Origin of the sequence: Afipia massiliensis, from assembly GCF_014203115.1 — a bacterium.
Classification (GTDB): domain Bacteria; phylum Pseudomonadota; class Alphaproteobacteria; order Rhizobiales; family Xanthobacteraceae; genus Afipia; species Afipia massiliensis.
Genome location: NZ_JACHIJ010000002.1, coordinates 435,975 through 457,759 on the forward strand (window position 1 = coordinate 435,975; position 21,785 = coordinate 457,759).

Sequence of the window (21,785 nt, forward strand, 5' to 3'; positions counted from 1 at the left end):
GAAAGTGTTCGCGGCAACGACGAAGCAAATGCGTGTGTGTAAAGAAGCCGACCACGCCCGCTATTCGCGCCGGAATGCCTGCACCGGAATGAAGCCCGCGTCCGCCGGCGGCACGGCGACGATCCCCGCCGCGCTTAGCGCCGCAGCCGCTTTCGCCGGATCGTTCGACCACGGCAGTTGCGTCTGAATCTGCCGCGTCACCGGCTCGCCCAGCACGCCGCCGAAATCCAGCGGCCAGAGTCCGGACGGCACGATCTGGAGCGAAATGTTGCGCAGCCTGAACCCCTGCCCGAATGCCGCGGGCAGATTGGCAGGATCGACCGCGCGCGCGGACGCTGGGTTCGCGACATCCGCGAACGTCACCAGCGTCGGGATCAGTTCACCCGCGACGGGGACGCTGTCGGTTTGCCGTTTCACATCGCGGAAATCGATCCGCCGTCCCGCCGCGGCGAACGCACGCATGGGCAGATAGCTCATGCCGTCGGTTTCGGCCGGATTTATCCCGTGGAGCAGCAGCATTGCGAGATTTCGCCCGTTGCCGAGATCGACAAACACCGCGTCGCCCTTGGCGCGGGGGCCGGCCGGTCCGCTTCCCGAGCCGCCATAGGCACGGTTGGGATGCACCGAGAACACGCCGGATGCCGACCGGATGCCGCCGGGCGTCTCGACCTCGACGGTGAGGCGGTACTTGTGGTCTGGCCGGTAAAGATAGATCCGCTCGCCGATCACCAGCGCCGCCAGCAGCACGGCGAGGCCGATCCATTTCCTGAAGTTCATGCGGCGAGACCTTTGATTCTGCGCAGTCCGGCTGCACGGCGATCTGGATTAAGCGCTGGCCGCGCGGCTGTCACGCCATCTTCTCTTGATCCGGCGCGGCCTTTCGGGAAAGACTGGCGCCGGAATAACGCAAGAGGACCGCACGTGTCAGCCCCTATCGAGACCCGAGCTCAGACCCGTGGCGACCTTGCCTGGTCGATTGCCGTGGGGGGCATCGGCATCGTCGCCTTCGCGGCCTTCCTGCTGTTCACATGGTACTATGCGGCGACGCTGTTTCTGGTGTTCGCAGGCATCCTGCTCGGCGTTGCGCTCACCGCCATGACGCATCTCCTGCAAAAGGTGATGGGCGGACCGCATGCGCTACGTCTTGCACTTGTGTGTGTTGTGCTGGCGGGCCTGTTGTCCGGTGTGGTGTTTCTCGGCGGCTCGACTATCGCCCGGCAGGCCGCCGTCCTGAGCAACACCCTCAAGTCGCAGCTCGCGACCGTCAAAAGCTTCCTTGAACAGCATGGCGTGGACACCAGTTATCTCGAGCTTGGCAGCCCCACCGCGACAGCGGTCGCCACCGCCGATACGCCGTCGACCGCCGCCCCCACCCCTCCGCCTGGCCTGCCTAAAAACCTGCCCAGCGCCGGCGCCCTCGCCTCCGGTGGCGGCGCCATCGTCAGCCAGACGCTGAAGCTGCTGCTCGGCACGGTCAGCGCCGTCGGAAACTTTTTCATCGTGCTGTTCCTCGGCCTGTCCTTCGCAGCCCAGCCAAGCGTCTATCGCAGAGGCTTGCTGGCGCTGTCGCCAAAGAAACACCGCGCCAATGTGACCGTCGTGGTCGACCGGATCAGCGACACGCTGGAGCGCTGGCTGATCGCGCAGATGATCACGATGGCGGCGGTGTTCCTCGTGACATGGATCGGCCTGTCGATCATCGGCATCGACAGCGCCTTCATCCTCGGCATTCAGGCCGGACTGCTCGCGTTCATTCCGACCGTCGGCGCGCTGATCGGCGGCTTGATCATTGTGCTCGCAAGCCTCGCCTCGGGCTGGGTCGCGGCGTTCAGCGCCTTCGTGCTGTTCCTCGGCGTACACGCACTGGAAAGCTACATCCTGACGCCGATCATCCAGCGGCAGGCGCTCGATATCCCGCCCGCGACGCTGTTCGCGTTCCAGATCCTGCTCGGCGTCGTGTTCGGGCTGTGGGGACTGGCGCTGGCGCTGCCGCTGATGGCCATCGTGAAAGTCATCATCACGTATCTGCGCGAAGACGACGAGGAGCGCCCGCCGGAATTCAAGATGGCGTGACGAGAACGCCTTCGTCATTGCGAGCGAAGCGAAGCAATCCAGAGCAACAAGGAAGACTGGATTGCTTCGTCGCTGACGCTCCTCGCAATGACGGTTTGAGGCTACAAACTTGAACTAGAAGCTCGTCACCGTGTTGGTGTGCTCGACGTCCGGCGGTGAGGCGAAATGCGGACCGACCAGCGCGCGCCATTCGGTGAAGTTGGCGGACTCGCGAAAATCAACCGTATGATTTTCGAGGGTTTCCCACTTGATGTGAAGCCGATAGCGCGACGGCTTCTCGATCGACCGATGCAGTTCGAAACTCTTCCAGCCCTTGCAGCGCTTGAAAATCGGCTGCGCCTTGGCGATGGCCGCCTCGAAATCCTTCTCGCTGCCCGGCTTGATTTCGATCTGTGCGATTTCGGTGATCATGGTCTTCCGCCCTTTCTGGTTACCCAGCGGCTCTAGCGCAAAATCACCGGCCGGAAAAGACAAAGGGCACCAAGGGTGCCCTGTCGTGTCGATACCGCGAAGCTATCAGCCCTCAGAGGAAGGTGACCAGCACGCCCAGCAGCACCAACGTACAGCCGCCAAGCACCACCGGCTGCCAGTCGAACGACGATCCGTAGCGGCCCTCGGCACGGCGCGCGGAGATCAGGGCGTTCTCGTATTCATCCGACGTCGAGAACATGCAGGCGAAGCCGGCGCGCGCGGACGCAGCGCTCGCCTCAAGGGCGGTGAGATCGGATTGGGAATCGTGACTGCTTGCGATGGTCATGCGACATGGTAAGGCGCGCATGGTAAACAGATGGTTAGCAACCCATCTGACGTTAGATGCGAATTTCCATCGCGGGCTCTGCGCGGCCGACTTCGCCGTCGGCAGGCTGCCGAACGACGTTTGTCGCGAGATTCCTCCGGGCGTTCTCGAGAGACAGCGGCTGCTCCATCGCGGCTTCCACGCGATTGCGGCCGCCGCGCTTGGCCTGATAGAGCGCGGTATCGGCCGACGCCATCAGCACTTCAAGCTCGGTGTTCGCAGGACCGCCAGCAACACCGATGCTCACCGTGGTCTCCAGCGGAGCATCATCGATTGCCACACCTGACGTCTCGAAGGCTTCGCGCACCCGCTCGGCCGCGAGCAACGCTTCCTCGATCGAGCACGGCAACAGCGCCGCGAATTCCTCGCCGCCGACCCGGCCGACGAGATCGGTGATACGCAATGATCCGACGACGACGTTGGCGAACACCTGCAGCACGTCATCGCCTGCGGCATGGCCGAAGCGGTCGTTGACCGACTTGAAGTGATCGATGTCGAAGATCATCACCGTCACGGGACGTCCCGCCTTGGCCTCGCGCTCGATCATGCGCGATGTCGCTTCGCCAAAGCCACGCCGGTTCAGCAGGCCCGTGAGCGGATCGACCGAGGCCGCGGTCTTGTGAGCGCTGACCGTGCGTTCGGAGACCAGCATGAAAATGATGAACACCGTTCCGACGGCATAGAGCACCAGTTCAGCAGCAAACGCCGCGACCCAGACCTGCCCCATGCTCGTTGCGCTGCCGGGCCGGAACATGTCGCCCAGGACGATCGGCAGCATCAGAACGACGCCGTGCATCACGGGAACGACGATCGCCGGCCAGCGTGCGCGCAGGCTCTTGCGCCGCTCGCGCCACAACTCGCCGGCCGTCAGTGCGGCATAGACGGCGACGATGCCGGCGCCGAGCATCATCCGGATTTCCGGATCGATCGGATCGAGCGCCACAACCGCCGCGATCCAGAGCGCTGGCCCGGCGATCACGCCGATCCAGCTGGCAGGACGGCCGTGAAAGGCCCGCGCCGCGTCCCACACCAGACCGCAGGCGATAAAACCAACGGCGTTGACCGCGAGCGAAAGCTCCCAGCCCAGTTCAGCGCCGCCCAATGTCCACAGCGCCACCGATGCCGCGCCGAGAATATAGGCCGCGCCCCACCAACCGAGCGCCGCGATCTTCTCCTGACGCCAGAAGAACAGCAGCATCACGCCAAGCGACGCCGCCGCCAGCGTAGCCACGAGATAGAGCGTCGAAATGTCCAAAGACAAATGTGTGCCAGCTGGCATTTTCTATGCAGCGCTAAAATAAGACGGAGCCGGAATAGCCCCCTCAGCCATCGTGGAGGCTAGCAATGGTGTCTTGGCACTCCGTTTGCGGCGGTCACAAAATTTTCGGGAAAAATCGCTGCAATTCGGCTGTATCTGGAACAGCAAAAAGGGCGCCCGAAGGCGCCCTTTTGTCCCGCGATTGCGGAAATTTGAACGAAACGATTAGCGCTTCGAGAACTGGAAGGACCGGCGGGCCTTTGCCTTGCCGTACTTCTTACGTTCGACGACGCGCGAGTCGCGGGTCAGGAAGCCGCCCTTCTTGAGGACGCCGCGCAGATCCGGCTCAAAGTTGGTCAGAGCCTTCGAGATACCGTGACGCACGGCGCCAGCCTGACCCGACAGACCGCCACCTGCGACGGTGCAGATCACGTCGTACTGGTCCTGACGGGCAGCGGCGACGATCGGCTGCTGAATCATCATGCGCAACACCGGACGAGCGAAGTAAACTTCGACCTCGCGGGTGTTGACGACGATCTTGCCGGAGCCAGGCTTGATCCAGACGCGTGCAACAGCGTCCTTGCGCTTGCCGGTGGCATAGGCGCGGCCCTGCTTGTCGACCTTCTTTTCGTACTTCGGAGCATCTGGCGCCGCGGTCTTCAACGCGGACAGTTGATCGAGAGACTGCATGGTATCGGACATTATGCGGCCCTCATGTTCTTGCGATTCATCGATGCGATGTCCAACGTTTCCGGCTGCTGCGCCTCATGCGGATGTTCAGCACCGCCGTAAACGCGCAGGTTGCCCATCTGCACACGGCCCAGCGGACCGCGCGGGATCATGCGCTCAATGGCCTTCTCGACGACGCGCTCTGGGAAACGACCCTCGAGGATCGACTTCGCAGTGCGTTCCTTGATGCCGCCGATGAAACCGGTGTGGTTGTAGTACACCTTGTTCTCACGCTTGCGTCCGGTGAGGACGACGTGAGCCGCGTTGATGATGATGACGTTGTCACCGCAATCGACGTGGGGGGTGTAGGTCGGGAGGTGCTTGCCGCGCAAACGCATGGCGACCAAGGTGGCGAGGCGACCGACGACCAGACCCTTGGCGTCGATCAGTATCCACTTCTTGTTGACCTCGGCTGGCTTTGCCGAAAACGTCTTCATGTGAGGAGTCCGTGAAATTGTACGTTCGGCGCAATCGCCAAACTGGCGCGTTTCTAGATAACCCGCCCGCGCGCGTCAATGTCATTTGGCGAAAAATTAGACAGCAAAAACACTAGCTTACAAATATGGTGCGATAATACCATTAAAATCACTAAGTATTCGGAATGGAGTATGTGGAGGTCACATGCGCGATCGGATCTGGCGAAGTCCCTGATAACAGGCTTACTTCCCCGACAGCGAGGCGCTTGCCCAGCTTCATCAGCTTGGCGGCCGCCAGTACGTCCTGACCGGGCTGCCCCTTGCGCAGGAAATTGATATTGAGACTGGTCGTCACCGCGAGCCCAACAGGGCCAATCGCCGAGAGCAGCACGACGTACATCGCGAAGTCAGCCAGCGCCATCAGCGTAGGACCAGAGACCGTGCCGCCTGGACGAAGCATCCGCTCGCTGTAAGGCTGCCGCAGCAGGCAGGTCGCGCCGTCAGCGCTCTCGATCAGGATTTCGCCGCTGGCGAAAGCCTGCGGAAACTCCTTGTGGAGAAACGCTTCGAGTTCTGCCACGGTCATCTTCGGCTTGTTCATGGAACGTATGTCCTGCACTGCTCTCGTATGTGACGGTTTTGTATCTTAGGGTGAGCACGATAGCGAGCCTGACGGAACCTAAAAAGCGAACCTGGAATCTGAGTCTAAAGACCATGACAGCGCAAACATCACGTGCTCAATCGCAGCCACCCTCGCCGCTTGTGCGCGAGACAGTCGGCAGCATTGCCGTGCTCACGCTCGATTCACCCAAAACGCGCAACGCATTGTCGGAAGCGATGATTGCGGCGCTCCACGAAGCCATCGATGCCACTCGCGACGACAAAAGCATTCGCGCGGTCGTCATCGCCGCAAAGGGGCCGGCCTATTCGTCCGGTCACGACCTCAAGGAACTCACGGCTCGCCGCAGCGACGCGGACAAAGGCAGAGCGTATTTTTCGCACATGATGAAATCATGCAGCGACATGATGCAGGCCATCGTTCGCTTGCCCAAGCCTGTAGTTGCCGCTGTGCAAGGCGTCGCGACAGCGGCGGGCTGCCAACTGGTGGCGACCTGCGATCTGGCAGTTGCATCCGAACAGGCCACGTTTGGTACGCCCGGCATCGATATCGGCCTGTTCTGTTCGACACCGATGGTTGCGCTCACACGCAACGTTCCCCGGAAACACGCGATGCACATGCTCCTTACCGGTGAGCATGTCTCCGCACAGCGCGCGCTCGAACTTGGACTGGTCAACAGCGTGGTGCCGCCGGGTTCCGAGCGCGATGCCGCAATTGATCTGGCCAACAAGATCGCGGTGAAATCGGCCTACACACTGAAGGTCGGCAAGGAAGCTTTCTACCGGCAGGCTGACATGAACCTTGCGGACGCTTATACCTACGCCTCACAGGTGATGGCCGATAACATGATGGCGCGCGATGCACAGGAAGGCATCGGTGCTTTCATCGAAAAACGCGATCCGAAGTGGGAAGACCGCTGACGCCGTCGGCCAGAATAGTGAACTTACAAGAATGAACCACGACGCTTACGACGACAATTACATTCGCTCGATCCTGACCAGCGTGAAGTCGATCGCCATGGTCGGCGCTTCACCGGTCAACGTGCGGCCGAGCTATTTTGCCTTCAAGTATCTGGTCGAACGCGGTTACGATATGATCCCGATCAATCCGGGTCAGGTCGGCAAGAACCTTGTCGGGAAACCGTTCGTCGGATCGCTGAAGGACATCGGCCGGCCCGTCGACATGGTCGATGTATTCCGTAATTCGGATGCCGCGGCGGCAGTCGTCGATGAGGCCCTGGCGTTGCCGGTGTTGCCGAAGGTGATCTGGATGCAGCTCGGCGTTCGCAACGACGCCGCTGCAACGAAAGCGGAAGCCGCGGGCGTCAAGGTGGTGATGAACCGTTGTCCGAAAATCGAGTACGCGCGCCTCACATCGGAAATCCAGTGGCTAGGCGTCAACTCCCGCACCATCAGCTCCAAGCGCGCTCCGATTCCCACCAGCAACATGCGGCTGTCACTCAACCGCAGCAGCGTAAGCGGCGGCGCAACAACGGCTGCCGACCGCGCCGCCAAGGACAAGAACGACCTGCCCTAAATCCGGCGCGGCGCAGCACGTTCATTTCAGGGTAACTTCGAAAGCTTCAGGTTCATTGTCAGTTGAGGCCGATCGCCGCTGACGGCTTGACGGCGGACGCGTCCACCCGCAGCATATTTATCTCAACGCCCATTCGCGGCGCTCAGAAGGACACCTCATGACGGAAAGATTGCCGGGCTTCTCCACGCTCTCCATTCACGCTGGCGCGCAGCCGGACCCTACCACTGGCGCGCGGGCAACGCCCATCTACCAGACCACATCTTTTGTGTTCAACGACGCCGACCACGCAGCATCGCTGTTCGGGTTGCAGTCGTTTGGCAACATCTACACCCGCATCGGCAACCCGACCAATGCCGTCCTCGAAGAGCGCGTCGCCGCGCTTGAAGGCGGTACGGCTGCGGTTGCGGTCGCGTCGGGGCATGCGGCGCAGGTGGTCGTGTTCCAGACCTTGCTGCAGCCAGGCGACGAATTCATTGCGGCCCGCAGGCTTTACGGCGGTTCGATCAACCAGTTCAGCCACGCCTTCAAGAGCTTCGGCTGGAACGTGGTCTGGGCCGATACCGACGATGTTTCAACTTTCGAGAAGGCGCTGACGCCCAAGACGAAAGCGATTTTCATCGAGTCCATCGCCAATCCCGGCGGCACAGTAACTGATATCGAGGCCATCGCGGCTATCGCACGCAAGGCCGGCGTGCCGCTGATCGTCGACAACACACTCGCCTCTCCCTACCTCATCAAGCCGATCGATCATGGCGCCGACATCGTCGTTCACTCGCTGACGAAGTTCCTTGGCGGCCATGGCAACTCCATCGGCGGCATCATTGTCGATGCGGGCACGTTCGACTGGTCACGTGACGGCCGTTATCCGGCCCTCAGCGAGCCGCGTCCCGAATATCACGGCATCAAGCTGCAGGAGACATTCGGAAACTTTGCTTTCGCCATCGCCGCGCGCGTTCTCGGCCTGCGCGATCTCGGTCCCGCGCTCTCGCCCTTCAACGCATTCCTGATCCTCACCGGCATCGAAACGCTTGGGCTTCGCGTACAAAGGCACTCCGACAATGCCAAGGCGGTGGCGGAATGGTTGTCCACGCATCCTGCCGTGGCGTGGGTGAATTACGCTGGCTTGCCCGGCGACCGCTATCACAACCTCGCTCGCAAGTATTCACCGAAGGGCGCGGGCGCTGTGTTCACGTTCGGCCTGAAGGGCGGCTACGACGCAGGCATCAGTCTCGTTTCGAACGTCAAATTGTTCTCGCATCTGGCTAATGTCGGCGATACACGCTCGCTGATCATCCACCCGGCTTCGACCACGCACAGCCAGCTCAGCGATGCGCAAAAGGCGCAAGCCGGCGCTGGCGTCGATGTGGTGCGACTGTCGGTCGGCCTTGAAGACAAGGAAGACCTGATCGCAGATCTTGACCAGGCCCTGAAGGCGTAACGAACCTCAAGCTGACCAAAATACAAAACGCGGCGCCGGGCATGGCGCCGCGTTTTCAATTGGAGAGAGCAAATGGATTTCTGAAAAATCAGGTCTTCGCGGTCTCCACTACGGCTTTAGCCTTGTCCTCGCGGGTCAGCCGGGCGTTACGCTGCACGATCGAGAATGTCGCCAGCGCGAAAAGAATGACAAGAAGCTGTATCGATACGGCCTCAAGGGTGGCATTGAGCCCGAGGGATTGGAGCCAGCCAAAATTCTTCAATTCGGTGACAGACACGAGGCTTTGTTCCTGGAATTCCTGAATAGCCTCGCCGATGAACTTGATACCCATCGCGAACAGAAACGCCGATGTAACGATGAACAGCGGGCGAAGCGGAATCTTTTGCGCGATCAGGTTGATAAAGTAGAACAGCACCGCAAGGGCAACGGTTGCGGCTCCGAGACCTGCGAACAACCCGGCGCTCCAGCCACCTTCTGTCACCGCCAGCGCATTTATGAAAAGCACCGTCTCGGCGCCTTCGCGAAATACGGCAAAGAATGCGAGCGCGCCGACGGCCCACGCTGTGTCCTGAGAGAGCGCGTTGTCCGCCTTGGTAGCAAGGTAATCCTGCCAGCCGCGCGGGTCCTGCTTCACCATCAGCCAGCCGCTGACGTAGAGCATCAACGCCGCAGCAAAAAGGATCACGACTCCCTCGAGGATATCGTTGTGATCGCCGGAGTTGAGAACTGCGAACAGCCACGCTGCAATGAAGCTGGCGCCAACAGCCACGAGCGCACCGGTATAAAGCGCGGTTACCCGATGAGCGCCACCGACTTTTCTGAGATAACCCGCGAGCGCTGCGATCACGAGCATGGCCTCGAGTCCCTCACGCAGCAGAATGACGGCAGCCTGAACGAATGCGTTGGACATGAAAGACCTTCGACCCTTGTGGTGGGTTCGTTCTATCGCGGTGAAAATTGAAGTTAAAGACCGCTTGAGCCGCACCAAATCGTGACCGGACTCAAGAATCGAGGAAATGCCTCGTAATCCGTGATTTCTGGCATTTCCACACTTTTAGAATAGTTCGATTCAGCCGCCGTCGCCGGTGACAAGGCGAAGCTTGGCAGGCGTCCTGTCCGGCAGCGCCCCGCCCAGCCGCTCGACGTGAAACAGCGCGAGCGTGAGAACCACGATCGCGACGGCCTGATGGGCCAATCCCAGATCGATCGGGACCTGATTGAGCAGCGTCAGGATGCCGACGATGGCCTGAAAAACCATCGTCGCCATAATCCAGAGCGCGCCTGAGATAACAGCGGGACTTGCGCGGGACCGAACCGCGTCGATCGCGTGGACAATTGCCAGAGCAACGAGCGCATAGGCGATCATGCGATGAGTGAATTGAACCGTCAGTGTATTGTCGAAGAAATTCCGCCACCACGGCTGCTCGAAGAACAGCCGTGCGGTCGACGGGATAAACGCACCGTCGATCAGCGGCCAAGTATTGAACACACGGCCAGCGCGCAGCCCGGCAACAAGCGCGCCGAAATAGAACTGAAGGAACAGCAGCGCCAGCAGAATTCTGCCGGTGACTTTCACCCGCATGGGCGCAACTGACGACGGACGCCCCTGAAGCTGACGTAACGTCCACACGATCGCGGAGAAAATAAAGACAGCCAGCATAAAGTGTATGGCCAGCCGGTACTGCGACACGGAGACACGTCCGGAGAGACCCGACGTCACCATCCACCAGCCCACCGCGCCCTGCGCGCCGCCAAGCACGAAGATGACCCACAATCTGCGCTTGAGTTCGGATGACAGAAATCCGCGCCACAGGAACCAGAGAAACGGCAGCAGGAACACCGCGCCGATCAGCCGCCCCAGCAGCCGATGGGCCCATTCCCACCAGAAGATGGTCTTGAACTCGGCAAGGCTCATTCCGCGATTCATCTCCCGATACTGCGGAATGGTCTTGTAGGCCTCGAACTGCCTGCTCCATTCGGCGTCCGTAAGCGGCGGAATGGTGCCGGTAACCGGCTTCCATTCGACGATCGACAGGCCGGATTCCGTCAGCCGCGTCGCACCGCCGACCATCAGCGTGCAGACGACGAGAGCTGCGACAACGATCAGCCACGCGCGGACGCTCCGCATGCCTGCGGCCCTGCTCTCTATGTCGGTTGCGATAGACGTCATGATCCGAAAATGCAGCCTTGAATGAATTCGCGCGGTCCTTATAGTCGCCGCACTCTTTCACGCAAGCCGCGTGTTTACAGCCTCCAGCACAATTCTGTTATGACAATCCGCAAACGAAAATTCATCGGAACCATCGGCCTTTTGGTGCTGGTCATTGTCTGGTCGCTGGCGGGCATGGCAATCGCCCAGACGCCCTGGCTGGCAGCATCGAAACTGGCTCAGGCGATCTTCTACGTGGTCGCCGGTCTCGGCTGGGTCCTGCCCGCGATGCCGCTGATCGCCTGGATGTCGCGGCCGGATCCTCAGCCGTAGTTTGCGGCAAGTTCGGGCGTTTGCGTTTTCGGTGTCCTGCTGGTGAGGCCCGAAAGAACCACGCGCAGTGCCCGGATTGAGTTTCGCCGGCCATCCCACGCAATCCTCGGCAAAGCCATCAGATCGGACTGACCGTCTGACCGCACGACGCCCTGCCCTGCAGACACCGCGCTGGCAAACCCCGCCTCCCGCGCCAACATCATTTCGCGGGGACCGAAGCAATCCCGTCCGCCAAACGGATAGGCAAAATGCCGGCACGGACCATCGAGCGCGGTTTCCAGCACCGTCCGGCCCATGGTCATTTCCCTGAGGGCCGTTGTGCCCTTTGTCCGCGCGAGGTTTGGATAGTTGACGGTCGCACTTCCGATCGTCGCCTGTGGATCACGCGCCAACTTGACGAGATCCTGCCAGTTCATCGCTGCGCCCTGTGAGGCTGCGTTGAGGTCCACGCCGTAACGGCCGCACAGATCACCGATTGCAATTGCAACATCATCCGGCGACAGGGTCATCATCCAGGCGTGCAACACGTCATAAAGCTGATACTTCTCCGCAAGGGTGGCGGCGAAGAAATGCTGTTCGGTGCGATCCATCAGGAGCGCGATCCGGGCATTGCGCGCGACAACTTGCTCCAGCGCGAGCCACCACGCCTTGCCGATCTCGTCGATAAAGCCGGTAGGAATATACAGCGCGAACGGCACGCGGTGACACGACAGCACCGGATAGGCGAAGGTCATGAAATCGCGATGGCCGCCATCGAACGTCAAACACACGAAGCGGCGCGCAAGGGCAGCCTGCCGGGAGCGTTCAGCCGCCTCATCGATGGACACAAAGTCAAGATTCCAGCGTTTCAGCGCCGAGATGGCGCGATCGAGGAATTCAGGGGTGATGTCGCGCGATCGTAGCGGCTGGAACGGATCGCCGCGCCGCGGCCTGACGTGTTCGAATTTGAGGATGGCGCCGGCCCCGGCGGTTCTTCGTTCGAAGATATGCGACAGGCCGCTGAAATAGGCCAACTCCAGCCCCATATTCGCCAGCATCCCCCTCCGAAACAGCACGTGGTCATCCTTCTCGCGAGCCGGTGTCCGGTCACGCCCCTATTCTCATTACTCTTTGTTGACATTTCTTTGAATAAGGTCGGCCAAAGCCGCAAATCTCGAAATGCCCAAGAATTCAGGTCCTCTGATGGCCATGGCTGCAGAACTTCACGGCTCCGACGCAAACTCTCCGGCGCATCCCGTTGCAGGCCGCATCGCGCGCGTCGACGTCATTCGCGACATGGCTGCGGCCGAGACGAACTGGAGAGCTTTTGAAGGAGCCGATTTTCTCCTCACACCCTATCAGCGCTTCGAGATTCTCGATGCCTGGCAGCAAAGCGTTGGCAAGCATGAAGGCGCCGCGCCCTTCGTCGTCGCTGCCAGCGATGCGAACAATCAGCCGTTGCTGCTGCTCCCGCTCGTTATCTACCGAGAGAACGGCGCGAAGGTGGCCCGCTTCATGGGCGGCAAGCACCCGACGTTCAACATGGCGCTATGGCGTCGCGATTTCGCGGAAACAATCTCCGCAGCCGAACTCAACGCGCTGATCGCGGCCATTCGTATGCAGCCGGATGGCGTCGACGTGCTGGCCTTCACGCAGCAGCCGAAACGATGGCGCAATATCGCGAACCCGCTGGCATCGCTTGCCGCGCAGCCGTCGACCAATCCCTGCCCCATGATGACCATGGTTCCCGGTTGCAAGCCGGAAGAACGCGTCTCCACATCGACAAGGCGGCGATTGCGCAACAAGGAGCGCAAGCTTCAGGCCCTTCCGGGCTATCGTTATTTCGTCGCGACGACCGACGACGACATCAACCGCCTGCTGGACAGCTTTTTTGTCATCAAGCCGCAGCGGATGGCGCTTTCAAAATTGCCGGACATCTTTTCCGATCCAGCCACCAAGGCGTTCGTTCGTGACGCGTGCCTGGCGAAGCTTCCGAACGGCGGACGCGCCATCGAACTGCACGCACTGGAATGCGACGCAGAACTGATTTCGATCTTCGCCTGCGTGGCGGACGGCGAGCGATTTTCGACCATGTTCAACACGTATACGATCTCTGAGAATGCTCGCTACAGCCCCGGCCTGATTTTGCTGCGCTACATGCTCGATCACTTCGGCGATCTCGGCTACAGCTCGCTCGATTTCGGCGTCGGATCGGACGAGTACAAGATGACGTTCTGCAAGGACGACGAACCGCTAACCGATGCCTTTATTCCGCTGACCGCGCGAGGCAAGTTCGCGGCGCTCGGCATGTCGTCGCTGACCCACGCCAAACGGCTTGTGAAACACAATCCCGCACTCATGCATATGGCGCAGCTTCTGCGCAACGCCATCTCGCGCTCATCGTAATCCCGACGCGAAAGCTCAGGCCGCCGCGACCCGTTCGCCCGGCGTGCCGAGGTCCATTGCCTTCAAAGGCGTATCGAGAATGGTCACGCCGACAAAGCCAGACGCGAGCAGCTGGCTTTTCATTACATCGCGCGCGGACGCAGTGATTGCCGGATCGGGGATGATGACGGCATGAGCCTGCGCAGCGATGACACTTGCAGGCAGGTCTGTCGCAGTGCCCGCATCCAGCACGACAAAGTCATAAGCCCGCGACAGCGCATCGATCGCGAGGTTGATCCTCGGTAGCTGCAGCAGCTGGCGCTGAGAGGTTTCGCGCCCCGCACCTACAATATGAACGCCGGACAGGCGATCCTTGGTGATGATTTCGCTGAACGAAGCTGAACCCTGCATCAACTCCGTCAGTCCGGGCGACGCCGGGTCGGTGGACACCGCGGCCAGCGTCGGGGACGCCATTGCAAGATCGACCAGCACGACTTTCGAGCTTCGCGACAGCAGCCGCGCCAGCGTCAGCGCAACCAATGTCACGCTTTCATCCTGATGGGCGCCGATGACTGTGACTTTTCGAGAGGCGTCACCACCCTGACGCAACATCGCGACCAGACGTTCGATTTCGATGATGCCCGCCGGCATTTGCGGATGCGTATCACGTAAGGGCACCATCGGGGGCCGCACGGCGGCAACCGGGCGCGGCACCGTCATGCGCAACAGCTCTCCCGTGGCAATGTAACCGCCGGTCAGCATCAGCATCGCCAAGGTCGCTATCAGCACGGTCGGAAGCTTTTTCGGAAAAGCAGGCGTATTCGACACGATGGCTCGGGAAATGATCCTGCCGTCGGCCGGGACGGCGTCGATGTTCTCGCGGGTGGTCGCCTCGCGATACTTCGCAAGATACGATTCCAGCAGGTCGCGCTGCGCCTTCGCCTCGCGCTCGTAGGCCCGCAACTGGACATCCTGACCATTGGTCGATGTCGCCTGACGCTTCAGCTGGTCGAGGCTTCCGTTGAGGCCGTCGGCTCGAGCGCTGGCGATCCGGGCATCGTTTTCCAGCGAACGGGAAATCTTGCTCGCCTCCTCGCGGATTTGGCGATCGATATCAAGTATCTGTGCCTTCAATTCCTTGATGCGCGGGTGTCCACCGAGCAACGTCGATGATTGTTCCGCCAACTGCGCCCGAAGGGTGACGCGCTGCTCCGACAGACGGCGCACCAGTTCGGAATTGAGAACTTCGGATGCCTCGATCGGCTTGCCGCTCTGAAGCATTTCGCGGATCAAACGTGATTTCGATTCAGCATCGGACTTCAGCGCCCGTGCACTGTTGAGCTGGGTGTTCAACTCGCCGAGTTGCTGGTTCGACAGTGTGGTGTTGTTGGTGCCGACGAAGAGATTGGATTTGGAGCGAAATTCCTCGACCCGCGCCTCGGCATCCGCGACCTTCTTGCGCAGACTCTCGATCTCGACCAGCAGCCACTGCGAGGCGGCCTTCGCCTGATTTTGCCGCGCCGCCTGCTGAAGCACCAGATAGCCATCGGCGATGGAATTGGTGACACGCGCGGCGAGTTCCGGATCGCGCGACTGAAATTCGATCACCATCACGCGCGACTTGTCGACAGCAAAGGCTGTCAGCCGGTCGTAGTACGCCTCCAGCACGCGCTCCTCGGGAGTCATCTTGAAAGGATCGCGGCCGAGGCCGAACAAACCAAGAAGCGTCTTGAGCGGCGAAATGCCACGCAGCACCGGATCAAACTCAGGCAGTTCGGCGAGCTTGTTCGCCTTGATCACTTCGCGAGCAAGATCGCGCGACAGCAACAACTGAACCTGACTGGTCACTGCTTCGGCATCGAGGCTGCCGCGGTCTTCCGAGCGCTCGCTATTCGGACGCAGGAAGACGTTCTCCCGTCCGTCAATCAGGATGCGCGCCTCGGACTTGTATCGCGGCGTAATCATGTTGACGGCAAACAGCGACAGCGCGAACGCGAGCGCGGTGGGCACAATAATCCACATCCGCTTGCGGACCATCGTTTCCCAGATGGCACGGAGATCGATGTCGCCGAGTTCGGGACTGGCGGCGAGCGCCACAGGCGTAAGCGCAGGCGCAGGCGTGGGCGTGGGCGTGGGCGTGGCGACGACTGACGCAGAATCCGGCGCGACATCAGCCGTGGCCCGGAACGGCATCTTGCTCATCCAGTCACGCCACAACGAAAAACGCATCGAACACTCTCCACCGAACGCTACTGCACTGAATCGAATGCCGGTCTTCTCCGGCGCGATTACAGTCTATTAAGGTTGCTGCCGGGTTAATCGCAGCGCTCGCGACCTTGCTTTTGGCTGCAATGCAGCACGCGCGTTACGCTTTATTAACCATGAAAGTCCTTAATCAGAATCTATACTTACTTGGATTTTCCCATGCAGCGCAGCCGCGCGCGCCTCGCCTGTCTTCTCCTTGCGCTCGTGGTGTCGGGCTGCATGCGGACGGCTGCGCCGGTGGCGGTTATCGACAACGGCAGCCTTGATGCGGTTGCCTATGGTCCGGTCCAGCCCATACGTGCCGTGAGTGTCGCAACAACGCCGGCCCCGCCTGTCTACAGCTATGCCGCTCGCGATGAACCCTATCGCCTCGACGCCGGTGATCGGCTGCGCATCGTCGTCTACGGTCAGGAAGGCCTTACCAACACATACGCCGTTGATGCAGGCGGCTCGATCACGATGCCGCTGATCGGCGCGGTTCGGGCTCGGGGGCTGACGCCGAACGGACTCGCCGCCGCAGTCACGTCCCGCTTGAAGAACGGCTATCTGCGCGAACCATATGTCGCGGTGGAGGTTGAAACGTACCGGCCATTCTTCATTTTGGGTGAAGTCGCCGCGCCCGGCCAATATCCGTATGTCCCGAACATGACGATTGAGAGCGCAGTCGCCATTGCGGGCGGCTTCACGCCGCGCGCCTTGCGAAGCAGCATCAAATTAACCCGGATGGGCGAAGCTGGTACCGCTCAGGCTGTCGTACCGCCTGGTACGCTCCTGAAACCCGGGGACACGGTCGTTGTCGCCGAACGCTGGTTCTGACGATGCCTGACACGCCCGATTCCCCGCTGCGCATTCTGCACGCCGTCCGTGCGCCGGTTGGTGGGATTTTCCGTCACATTCTGGATCTTGCCGTCGGGCAAGCCGAGCGCGGGCATGCAGTCGGCATACTGGCTGACAGCCTCACCGGCGGCGAGCGCGCAGACGCCGCACTGAAAGAGATCGGCCCCAAGCTCAAGCTCGGCGTCTATCGCCTTGCGATCCGCCGCGAGCCCCATCCCATCGATAGCGTGACGTCCTTGCATTTCCTTCGGCTTGCCCGATCGCTCAAGCTGGATGTGCTGCACGGGCATGGCGCGAAGGCCGGTGCCTTCGTGCGCTTGAAGGGCAAATCGAAGAAGGCGATCCGGGTCTACACCCCGCACGGCGGGTCCCTGCACTATCCACCGGCTACGCTCAAGGGCGGCGTCTATGCGCGGATGGAGCGCGCGCTGATGAACCGGACCGAACTGTTTCTGTTCGAAAGCGCGTTTGCGCGCGACACCTATCAGCGCGTGATCGGCAAGCCCGCAGGCCTGATCCGCTGCGTGTTCAACGGCGTGACCGCATCCGAATTCGATCCGGTCCCGGTTTCGGAGGACGCGACCGATCTCGTCTATGTCGGTGAATTCCGCGAGATCAAGGGCGCGGATTTGCTGATTGAGGCCGTTGCCCGGCTTCGGGCCGACGGCAAACCCATCACACTGACACTCGCCGGCGACGGCGAAGAGACCGAGGCCCTCAGGGCGCTCGTCAGCCGCCTGAATGTCAGCGACGCCGTACGGTTCATCGGCCATGTGAGGGCTCGCTTCGGTTTCTCCAAGGGCAAGCTGCTAGTTGTCCCCTCGCGCGGCGACTCGATGCCTTACGTCGTTATCGAGGCCGCAGCCGCCGGCATCCCAATGATCGCCGCCAGCGTCGGCGGTATTCCGGAGATCCTCGGTCCTCACACCGGCGGACTCTTCGTGGCCAACAGCATCGGCGCGATGGCCGATTCGATCGAGAGCGCATTGGCGAACATGGATGCGACCCGCGAACGCGCCCGGAACCTGCGGGAACGCATCTTTGTTCACTTCTCCCAGAAGGCGATGGTCGACGGAGTGCTCAACGGCTACCGCGACGCGTTCAACGCGCGTTAACCTATCTTTATTGAGATAACTAATTCTTCCGATTTGTTGGCTACGCAAGAGGCTGGGAACCTTTGGTTCCTCCTGGCCTGTCGCTACATGACGGCATAGCAACGGAAATTTTGCCGTGGAACCGATCGACGTCCGAACAATGATGAACGCTGCGGCGGGCGCAGCCACGATAAGCGCTGCCGATGGCGCGCCTCGGCAGGAACGCCGCAAACGACTGTCGCCAGCCGCCCTCGCGGTGACCAATGAGAAGGTCAGCAAGGCCTACTCGACCGTCGTCATCAGCGGTGTCGTCAGAATCCTGGATTTTCTGCTGCTGAGCGCTGTCGGGCTCGGATTGTATCTGTGGTACGTGATGCCCGGCACGAGTTTCTCATGGCAGTATACCGCAGCCGTGTTCGGCGTTGCCGCATGCGCGGTGATCAGCTTTCAGGCCGCTGAAATCTACGACGTACAAGTTTTTCGCGGACAGCTTCGCCAGATGACGCGCATGGTATCGTCATGGGCGCTCGTTTTCCTGCTGTTCATCGGCGCATCGTTTTTCGCAAAACTCGGCGGCACGATCTCCCGTGTCTGGCTCTCGGCGTTTTTCTTTGTCGGACTATCCGCACTGTTCGCGGAACGGTTTGTGCTGCGCGCGCTGGTTCGCCGCTGGGCACGCGAAGGACGCCTCGATCGGCGGACGATCATCGTCGGCTCCGACGAGAACGGTGAAAATCTGATCCGCGCGCTCAAGGCGCAGGACGATTCCGATATTCAAATTCTCGGCGTGTTCGACGACCGCAACGATTCTCGCGCGCTGGACACCTGCGCCGGTCAGCCGAAGCTCGGAAAAATAGACGACATCGTTGAATTCGCGCGCCGCACCCGGATCGATCTGGTGCTGTTTGCGCTGCCTATTTCGGCCGAAACCCGCATTCTGGAAATGCTGAAGAAGCTGTGGGTACTGCCCGTCGATATCCGGCTGTCGGCGCACACCAACAAGCTGCGCTTCCGTCCGCGCTCCTACTCGTATCTCGGCAAGGTCCCGACCCTCGACGTGTTCGAACAACCGATCACCGACTGGGACATGGTCTTGAAGTCGGCGTTCGATCGCGTCGTCGGCGCGATCATCCTCGTCCTGCTTGCGCCGGTCATGGCGCTCGTCGCGCTGGCGATTAAACTCGACAGCCCGGGTCCGGTGCTGTTCCTCCAGAAGCGCTACGGCTTCAACAACGAACGTATCGATGTTTTCAAGTTTCGCTCGCTGTTTCACGATCAGGCCGACCCACTGGCCTCGAAGGTCGTGACCAAGGGAGACACGCGTGTCACCCGGGTCGGCCGCTTCATTCGCAAGACCAGTCTCGACGAGTTGCCGCAGTTGTTCAACGTCGTCTTCAAAGGCAATCTCTCGCTGGTCGGTCCGCGCCCGCATGCGGTGCAGGGCAAGCTGCAGAGCCGCCTGTTCGACGAGGCCGTCGACGGCTACTTCGCACGCCATCGCGTCAAACCCGGAATCACCGGCTGGGCGCAGATCAACGGATGGCGCGGCGAGGTCGATACCGACGAAAAGATCCAGAAACGTGTCGAGTTCGATCTTTACTACATCGAGAACTGGTCGGTCCTGTTCGACCTCTACATCCTCTTCAAGACGCCGTTCGCACTCATCAAGGGTGAGAACGCCTACTGAGCAGGATGCTGGAAGCGCGAAGCGCTTTCTGGCGTCGTGCTCAAATCACTGACCTGACGCGCAGAAGGCGCGAAGAGGATTCCGGTTCGCATGGCTTCACTTGCCGCGACAAACTACGTTCTCCCGGCCACCGTGACGCCGCCCCGCATCGCGGCGATCCAGCGTGCGTTGATGTGGGCCGTCGGCGTCGGTGGAGCGATCGTTTTCATCGAACCAAGTCCTTATGAACTCGTCACGCTGGCGTCGGTCATTTTCTTCTTTGCCACCGGCTTGCGGATGCGCCCGGTCTTCATTCCGCTTTTGATCCTTCTGTTCCTTCTCAACATGGGCTATACGATCTGCTCCATCTACTTGCTGGACAAAAAGGAAGTTCTGAACTGGATTCTCACGTCCTGGTATCTCGCCATCACAGCCCTGTTCTTTGCGATGGTTCTGTCCGAGGACACCGCCGACAGGCTTGAGTCCCTTCGCCGCGGCCTGATCCTTGGGGCCCTGATCGCGTCCCTCGCCGGCATCGCCGGATACTTCCACCTCGCGGGGAGCGGCGGCTACGATCTCTTCACGCTGTACAGCCGTGCGCGCGGGACGTTCAAGGACCCCAACGTGCTGGGCGCCTACCTGATCCTGCCGGCGCTTTTCCTGCTGCAAACAGTCGTAACGCAGTCCTTCTGGAAATCATTCCGCAGCGCGATTGGGCTGGGAATTGTCAGTCTCGCCGTGCTGCTCGCCTTCTCGCGCGCGTCCTGGGGCCAGTTGGTGGCTTGCTCGGGCTTCATGCTGATCCTGATGTATCTCACCACGCCTTCGCAGGCTCAGCGCACCCGCATCGTGACCGTTGCGATCGCGGCGGCTATCTGCGCGGCATTGCTTCTCGTCCTGTTGCTGTCGTTCGACTCTGTCAGCGGCCTTTTCAAGGAACGCGCCAGCTTTAGTCAAACCTACGACAGCGGCCGCTTCGGACGTTTCGGGCGCCACGCGCTCGGCTTCCAGATGGCCCTCGAACTTCCGCTCGGGATCGGCCCGCTTCAATTCTCGAATTTCTTTCCCGAGGACACCCACAACTCTTTCCTGAATGCGTTCATGTCGGGTGGCTGGATCGCAGGGGTCTGCTTTCCCGCGCTCGTGTTCATCACCGTGATCATGGGTTTCAAGCTGGTCTTCGTGCGCGTGCCTTGGCAGCGGACATATCTCGCGATCTTTTCAGCCTTCTTTGGCACCGTCTGCGAAGCCTTCGTCATCGATATCGACCATTGGCGCCATTTCTGGATGATGCTGGGTATCATGTGGGCGATGTTCGCGGCGGCTCATGCCTATACGTATCGCGCACGAACATCGGACGCCCTGTGATCTGAAAAAAATCCGCGCCTGTTCCACAAAATGTTCCGTATGAACGGCTGTTCACGCAACATCGTGTTTCTAGGCGGAACAGAGCTGGTCGCTCCTCGTTAAAGCCCCGGGCAGATAACGAGGAGGATGACATGAAGACCAAGCTTTTGATGACCGTCGCGACGGCCGCCCTGATCGGCAGCGCGGGGTTGGCCTCGGCGCAGGCGCCGACCAATGCGCCGAACGCTCCTGCCACATCGCAGCCCGCACCGTCCGCAGGCGCACCTGCTGAAAGGGCTGCGCCGATGAATCGCGAAGCACCGGCCGACGAGATGAAGGGTCAGCGCGCGCAAGACAAGGACGGAATGAAGTCGAAGGGCGCGGAAACGACCCGCGATCCGAAGGGAGGCAAGGCAGCGTCCGAGACGAACATGGACAAGTCGAAGGACGGCATGAAAGCCGACCGGAAGAACGCCGCGGAAAAGGACGGCATGAAGGCCGACCGGAAGGACGCCGCGGAGAAGGACGGCATGAAGGCCGACCAGAAGAATGCCGGCGAAGGCAAGGCCGGCGCAACGACAGGACAGGCCGGCGCCGGCGCGAAGCTGTCAACCGAACAGCGCACGACGATCCGCACGTCGATTACCAAGCAGAACATCAAGCCTGTGACGAATGTCAATTTCTCGATCTCGGTCGGCACGCGGGTTCCGCGGACGGTCTCCTTCTACCCGCTTCCTGCTGAGGTCATCACGATCTATCCCGCCTGGCGCGGATACGAGTTCTTCCTCGTCAACGACGAAATCATCGTCGTGAATCCGCGTACGCTTGAAATCGTTGCCGTGCTCGAAGCGTAAGCTGAACAGAA

Annotated in this window: 22 protein-coding genes; 11 read left to right on the plus strand and 11 right to left on the minus strand. The window is 60.9% G+C overall.

Going from position 1 to position 21,785, the window contains the following annotated elements; translation table 11 throughout:
• Positions 1-60: 60 nt before the first annotated feature.
• On the minus strand, positions 61-777 hold the full coding sequence (locus HNQ36_RS06890) for a hypothetical protein (RefSeq protein ID WP_184083336.1): 717 nt from the start codon (positions 775-777) through the stop codon (positions 61-63).
• Positions 778-921: 144 nt separating this feature from the next.
• Here HNQ36_RS06890 and HNQ36_RS06895 point away from each other — a divergent pair, with 144 nt between their 5' ends.
• Positions 922-2,073, plus strand: coding sequence for an AI-2E family transporter (locus HNQ36_RS06895; protein ID WP_184083338.1), 1,152 nt, complete (start codon positions 922-924; stop codon positions 2,071-2,073).
• Between the two features lie 114 nt (positions 2,074-2,187).
• On the opposite strand, the gene HNQ36_RS06900 is transcribed toward HNQ36_RS06895, so the two are convergent.
• The 6 genes from HNQ36_RS06900 to HNQ36_RS06925 form a co-directional block, all read right to left on the minus strand.
• Entirely contained in the window at positions 2,188-2,484 is a 297-nt protein-coding gene (locus HNQ36_RS06900) for an antibiotic biosynthesis monooxygenase family protein (RefSeq protein ID WP_184083340.1), read from the minus strand.
• A gap of 112 nt (positions 2,485-2,596) precedes the next feature.
• Positions 2,597-2,830: a hypothetical protein gene (locus HNQ36_RS06905; RefSeq protein WP_184083342.1), complete on the minus strand. Its 234-nt coding sequence runs from the start codon at positions 2,828-2,830 to the stop codon at positions 2,597-2,599.
• 52 nt (positions 2,831-2,882) lie between these two features.
• Entirely contained in the window at positions 2,883-4,148 is a 1,266-nt protein-coding gene (locus HNQ36_RS06910; RefSeq protein ID WP_246395302.1) for a GGDEF domain-containing protein, read from the minus strand.
• A gap of 204 nt (positions 4,149-4,352) precedes the next feature.
• Entirely contained in the window at positions 4,353-4,829 is a 477-nt protein-coding gene (gene rpsI / locus HNQ36_RS06915) for a 30S ribosomal protein S9 (RefSeq protein ID WP_046826605.1), read from the minus strand.
• Positions 4,829-5,293: a 50S ribosomal protein L13 gene (gene rplM / locus HNQ36_RS06920; RefSeq protein ID WP_184083344.1), complete on the minus strand. Its 465-nt coding sequence runs from the start codon at positions 5,291-5,293 to the stop codon at positions 4,829-4,831. Before rplM ends, rpsI begins: the two co-directional genes overlap by 1 nt.
• A gap of 151 nt (positions 5,294-5,444) precedes the next feature.
• The gene (locus HNQ36_RS06925; RefSeq protein WP_046826607.1) at positions 5,445-5,873 is read right to left on the minus strand and encodes a PaaI family thioesterase; all 429 of its coding nucleotides are present in this window, start codon (positions 5,871-5,873) and stop codon (positions 5,445-5,447) included.
• A gap of 113 nt (positions 5,874-5,986) precedes the next feature.
• Between HNQ36_RS06925 and HNQ36_RS06930 the strand changes: the two genes are divergently transcribed.
• The 3 genes from HNQ36_RS06930 to HNQ36_RS06940 all read left to right on the plus strand — a co-directional run bounded on the left by HNQ36_RS06930 (position 5,987) and on the right by HNQ36_RS06940 (position 8,865).
• Positions 5,987-6,811, plus strand: coding sequence for an enoyl-CoA hydratase (locus HNQ36_RS06930; protein ID WP_184083346.1), 825 nt, complete (start codon positions 5,987-5,989; stop codon positions 6,809-6,811).
• Between the two features lie 31 nt (positions 6,812-6,842).
• Positions 6,843-7,427 (plus strand): CoA-binding protein, encoded by a 585-nt coding sequence (locus tag HNQ36_RS06935; RefSeq protein WP_184083348.1) that lies wholly within the window; start codon positions 6,843-6,845, stop codon positions 7,425-7,427.
• Positions 7,428-7,584: 157 nt separating this feature from the next.
• On the plus strand, positions 7,585-8,865 hold the full coding sequence (locus HNQ36_RS06940; RefSeq protein WP_184083350.1) for an O-acetylhomoserine aminocarboxypropyltransferase: 1,281 nt from the start codon (positions 7,585-7,587) through the stop codon (positions 8,863-8,865).
• An 88-nt stretch (positions 8,866-8,953) separates the two neighbouring features.
• Here HNQ36_RS06940 and HNQ36_RS06945 read toward each other — a convergent pair whose 3' ends face one another.
• Together HNQ36_RS06945 and HNQ36_RS06950 are read right to left on the minus strand one after the other, a co-directional pair.
• A complete protein-coding gene (locus HNQ36_RS06945) occupies positions 8,954-9,823 on the minus strand; it encodes an FTR1 family iron permease (RefSeq protein WP_347339952.1) in 870 nt (289 codons plus the stop codon).
• A 111-nt stretch (positions 9,824-9,934) separates the two neighbouring features.
• Complete coding sequence (locus HNQ36_RS06950; protein WP_246395303.1) at positions 9,935-11,035, minus strand: COX15/CtaA family protein; 1,101 nt, start codon at positions 11,033-11,035, stop codon at positions 9,935-9,937.
• Positions 11,036-11,134: 99 nt separating this feature from the next.
• Between HNQ36_RS06950 and HNQ36_RS06955 the strand changes: the two genes are divergently transcribed.
• Entirely contained in the window at positions 11,135-11,347 is a 213-nt protein-coding gene (locus HNQ36_RS06955) for a DUF2842 domain-containing protein (protein ID WP_046826613.1), read from the plus strand.
• On the opposite strand, the gene HNQ36_RS06960 is transcribed toward HNQ36_RS06955, so the two are convergent.
• Entirely contained in the window at positions 11,338-12,384 is a 1,047-nt protein-coding gene (locus HNQ36_RS06960) for a polysaccharide deacetylase family protein (RefSeq protein ID WP_246395304.1), read from the minus strand. The two genes, HNQ36_RS06955 and HNQ36_RS06960, sit on opposite strands and share 10 nt — an antisense overlap.
• A 145-nt stretch (positions 12,385-12,529) precedes the next feature.
• Here HNQ36_RS06960 and HNQ36_RS06965 point away from each other — a divergent pair, with 145 nt between their 5' ends.
• Positions 12,530-13,732, plus strand: coding sequence for a GNAT family N-acetyltransferase (locus HNQ36_RS06965; protein WP_184083353.1), 1,203 nt, complete (start codon positions 12,530-12,532; stop codon positions 13,730-13,732).
• A gap of 15 nt (positions 13,733-13,747) precedes the next feature.
• Here HNQ36_RS06965 and HNQ36_RS06970 read toward each other — a convergent pair whose 3' ends face one another.
• Positions 13,748-15,940, minus strand: a complete 2,193-nt coding sequence (locus HNQ36_RS06970) for a GumC family protein (RefSeq protein ID WP_184083355.1) — start codon at positions 15,938-15,940, stop codon at positions 13,748-13,750.
• Positions 15,941-16,135: 195 nt separating this feature from the next.
• Here HNQ36_RS06970 and HNQ36_RS06975 point away from each other — a divergent pair, with 195 nt between their 5' ends.
• From HNQ36_RS06975 to HNQ36_RS06995, 5 genes are all read left to right on the plus strand, one after another.
• Positions 16,136-16,792, plus strand: coding sequence for a polysaccharide biosynthesis/export family protein (locus tag HNQ36_RS06975; RefSeq protein WP_184083357.1), 657 nt, complete (start codon positions 16,136-16,138; stop codon positions 16,790-16,792).
• A 2-nt stretch (positions 16,793-16,794) separates the two neighbouring features.
• Positions 16,795-17,928 carry a glycosyltransferase family 4 protein gene (locus HNQ36_RS06980; protein WP_184083359.1) on the plus strand — a complete coding sequence of 378 codons (1,134 nt, stop codon included), beginning with the start codon at positions 16,795-16,797 and terminating at the stop codon, positions 17,926-17,928.
• A 115-nt stretch (positions 17,929-18,043) separates the two neighbouring features.
• Complete coding sequence (locus HNQ36_RS06985) at positions 18,044-19,594, plus strand: undecaprenyl-phosphate glucose phosphotransferase (protein ID WP_184083361.1); 1,551 nt, start codon at positions 18,044-18,046, stop codon at positions 19,592-19,594.
• A 90-nt stretch (positions 19,595-19,684) separates the two neighbouring features.
• On the plus strand, positions 19,685-20,941 hold the full coding sequence (locus HNQ36_RS06990) for an O-antigen ligase family protein (protein ID WP_184083363.1): 1,257 nt from the start codon (positions 19,685-19,687) through the stop codon (positions 20,939-20,941).
• Positions 20,942-21,072: 131 nt separating this feature from the next.
• Entirely contained in the window at positions 21,073-21,774 is a 702-nt protein-coding gene (locus HNQ36_RS06995; RefSeq protein ID WP_184083365.1) for a DUF1236 domain-containing protein, read from the plus strand.
• Positions 21,775-21,785: the final 11 nt, after the last annotated feature.

Bases quoted from the DNA above. Each gene is read 5' to 3' on its own strand.
- HNQ36_RS06890 (WP_184083336.1), bottom strand. From the start codon at position 777: ATGAACTTCAGGAAATGGATCGGCCTCGCCGTGCTGCTGGCGGCGCTG.
- HNQ36_RS06900 (WP_184083340.1), bottom strand. From the start codon at position 2,484: ATGATCACCGAAATCGCACAGATCGAAATCAAGCCGGGCAGCGAGAAG.
- HNQ36_RS06905 (WP_184083342.1), bottom strand. From the start codon at position 2,830: ATGACCATCGCAAGCAGTCACGATTCCCAATCCGATCTCACCGCCCTT.
- HNQ36_RS06910 (WP_246395302.1), bottom strand. From the start codon at position 4,148: ATGCCAGCTGGCACACATTTGTCTTTGGACATTTCGACGCTCTATCTC.
- rpsI (WP_046826605.1), bottom strand. From the start codon at position 4,829: ATGTCCGATACCATGCAGTCTCTCGATCAACTGTCCGCGTTGAAGACC.
- rplM (WP_184083344.1), bottom strand. From the start codon at position 5,293: ATGAAGACGTTTTCGGCAAAGCCAGCCGAGGTCAACAAGAAGTGGATA.
- HNQ36_RS06925 (WP_046826607.1), bottom strand. From the start codon at position 5,873: ATGAACAAGCCGAAGATGACCGTGGCAGAACTCGAAGCGTTTCTCCAC.
- HNQ36_RS06930 (WP_184083346.1), top strand. From the start codon at position 5,987: ATGACAGCGCAAACATCACGTGCTCAATCGCAGCCACCCTCGCCGCTT.
- HNQ36_RS06935 (WP_184083348.1), top strand. From the start codon at position 6,843: ATGAACCACGACGCTTACGACGACAATTACATTCGCTCGATCCTGACC.
- HNQ36_RS06940 (WP_184083350.1), top strand. From the start codon at position 7,585: ATGACGGAAAGATTGCCGGGCTTCTCCACGCTCTCCATTCACGCTGGC.
- HNQ36_RS06950 (WP_246395303.1), bottom strand. From the start codon at position 11,035: ATGACGTCTATCGCAACCGACATAGAGAGCAGGGCCGCAGGCATGCGG.
- HNQ36_RS06955 (WP_046826613.1), top strand. From the start codon at position 11,135: ATGACAATCCGCAAACGAAAATTCATCGGAACCATCGGCCTTTTGGTG.
- HNQ36_RS06960 (WP_246395304.1), bottom strand. From the start codon at position 12,384: ATGCTGGCGAATATGGGGCTGGAGTTGGCCTATTTCAGCGGCCTGTCG.
- HNQ36_RS06965 (WP_184083353.1), top strand. From the start codon at position 12,530: ATGGCCATGGCTGCAGAACTTCACGGCTCCGACGCAAACTCTCCGGCG.
- HNQ36_RS06970 (WP_184083355.1), bottom strand. From the start codon at position 15,940: ATGCGTTTTTCGTTGTGGCGTGACTGGATGAGCAAGATGCCGTTCCGG.
- HNQ36_RS06975 (WP_184083357.1), top strand. From the start codon at position 16,136: ATGCAGCGCAGCCGCGCGCGCCTCGCCTGTCTTCTCCTTGCGCTCGTG.
- HNQ36_RS06980 (WP_184083359.1), top strand. From the start codon at position 16,795: ATGCCTGACACGCCCGATTCCCCGCTGCGCATTCTGCACGCCGTCCGT.
- HNQ36_RS06990 (WP_184083363.1), top strand. From the start codon at position 19,685: ATGGCTTCACTTGCCGCGACAAACTACGTTCTCCCGGCCACCGTGACG.
- HNQ36_RS06995 (WP_184083365.1), top strand. From the start codon at position 21,073: ATGAAGACCAAGCTTTTGATGACCGTCGCGACGGCCGCCCTGATCGGC.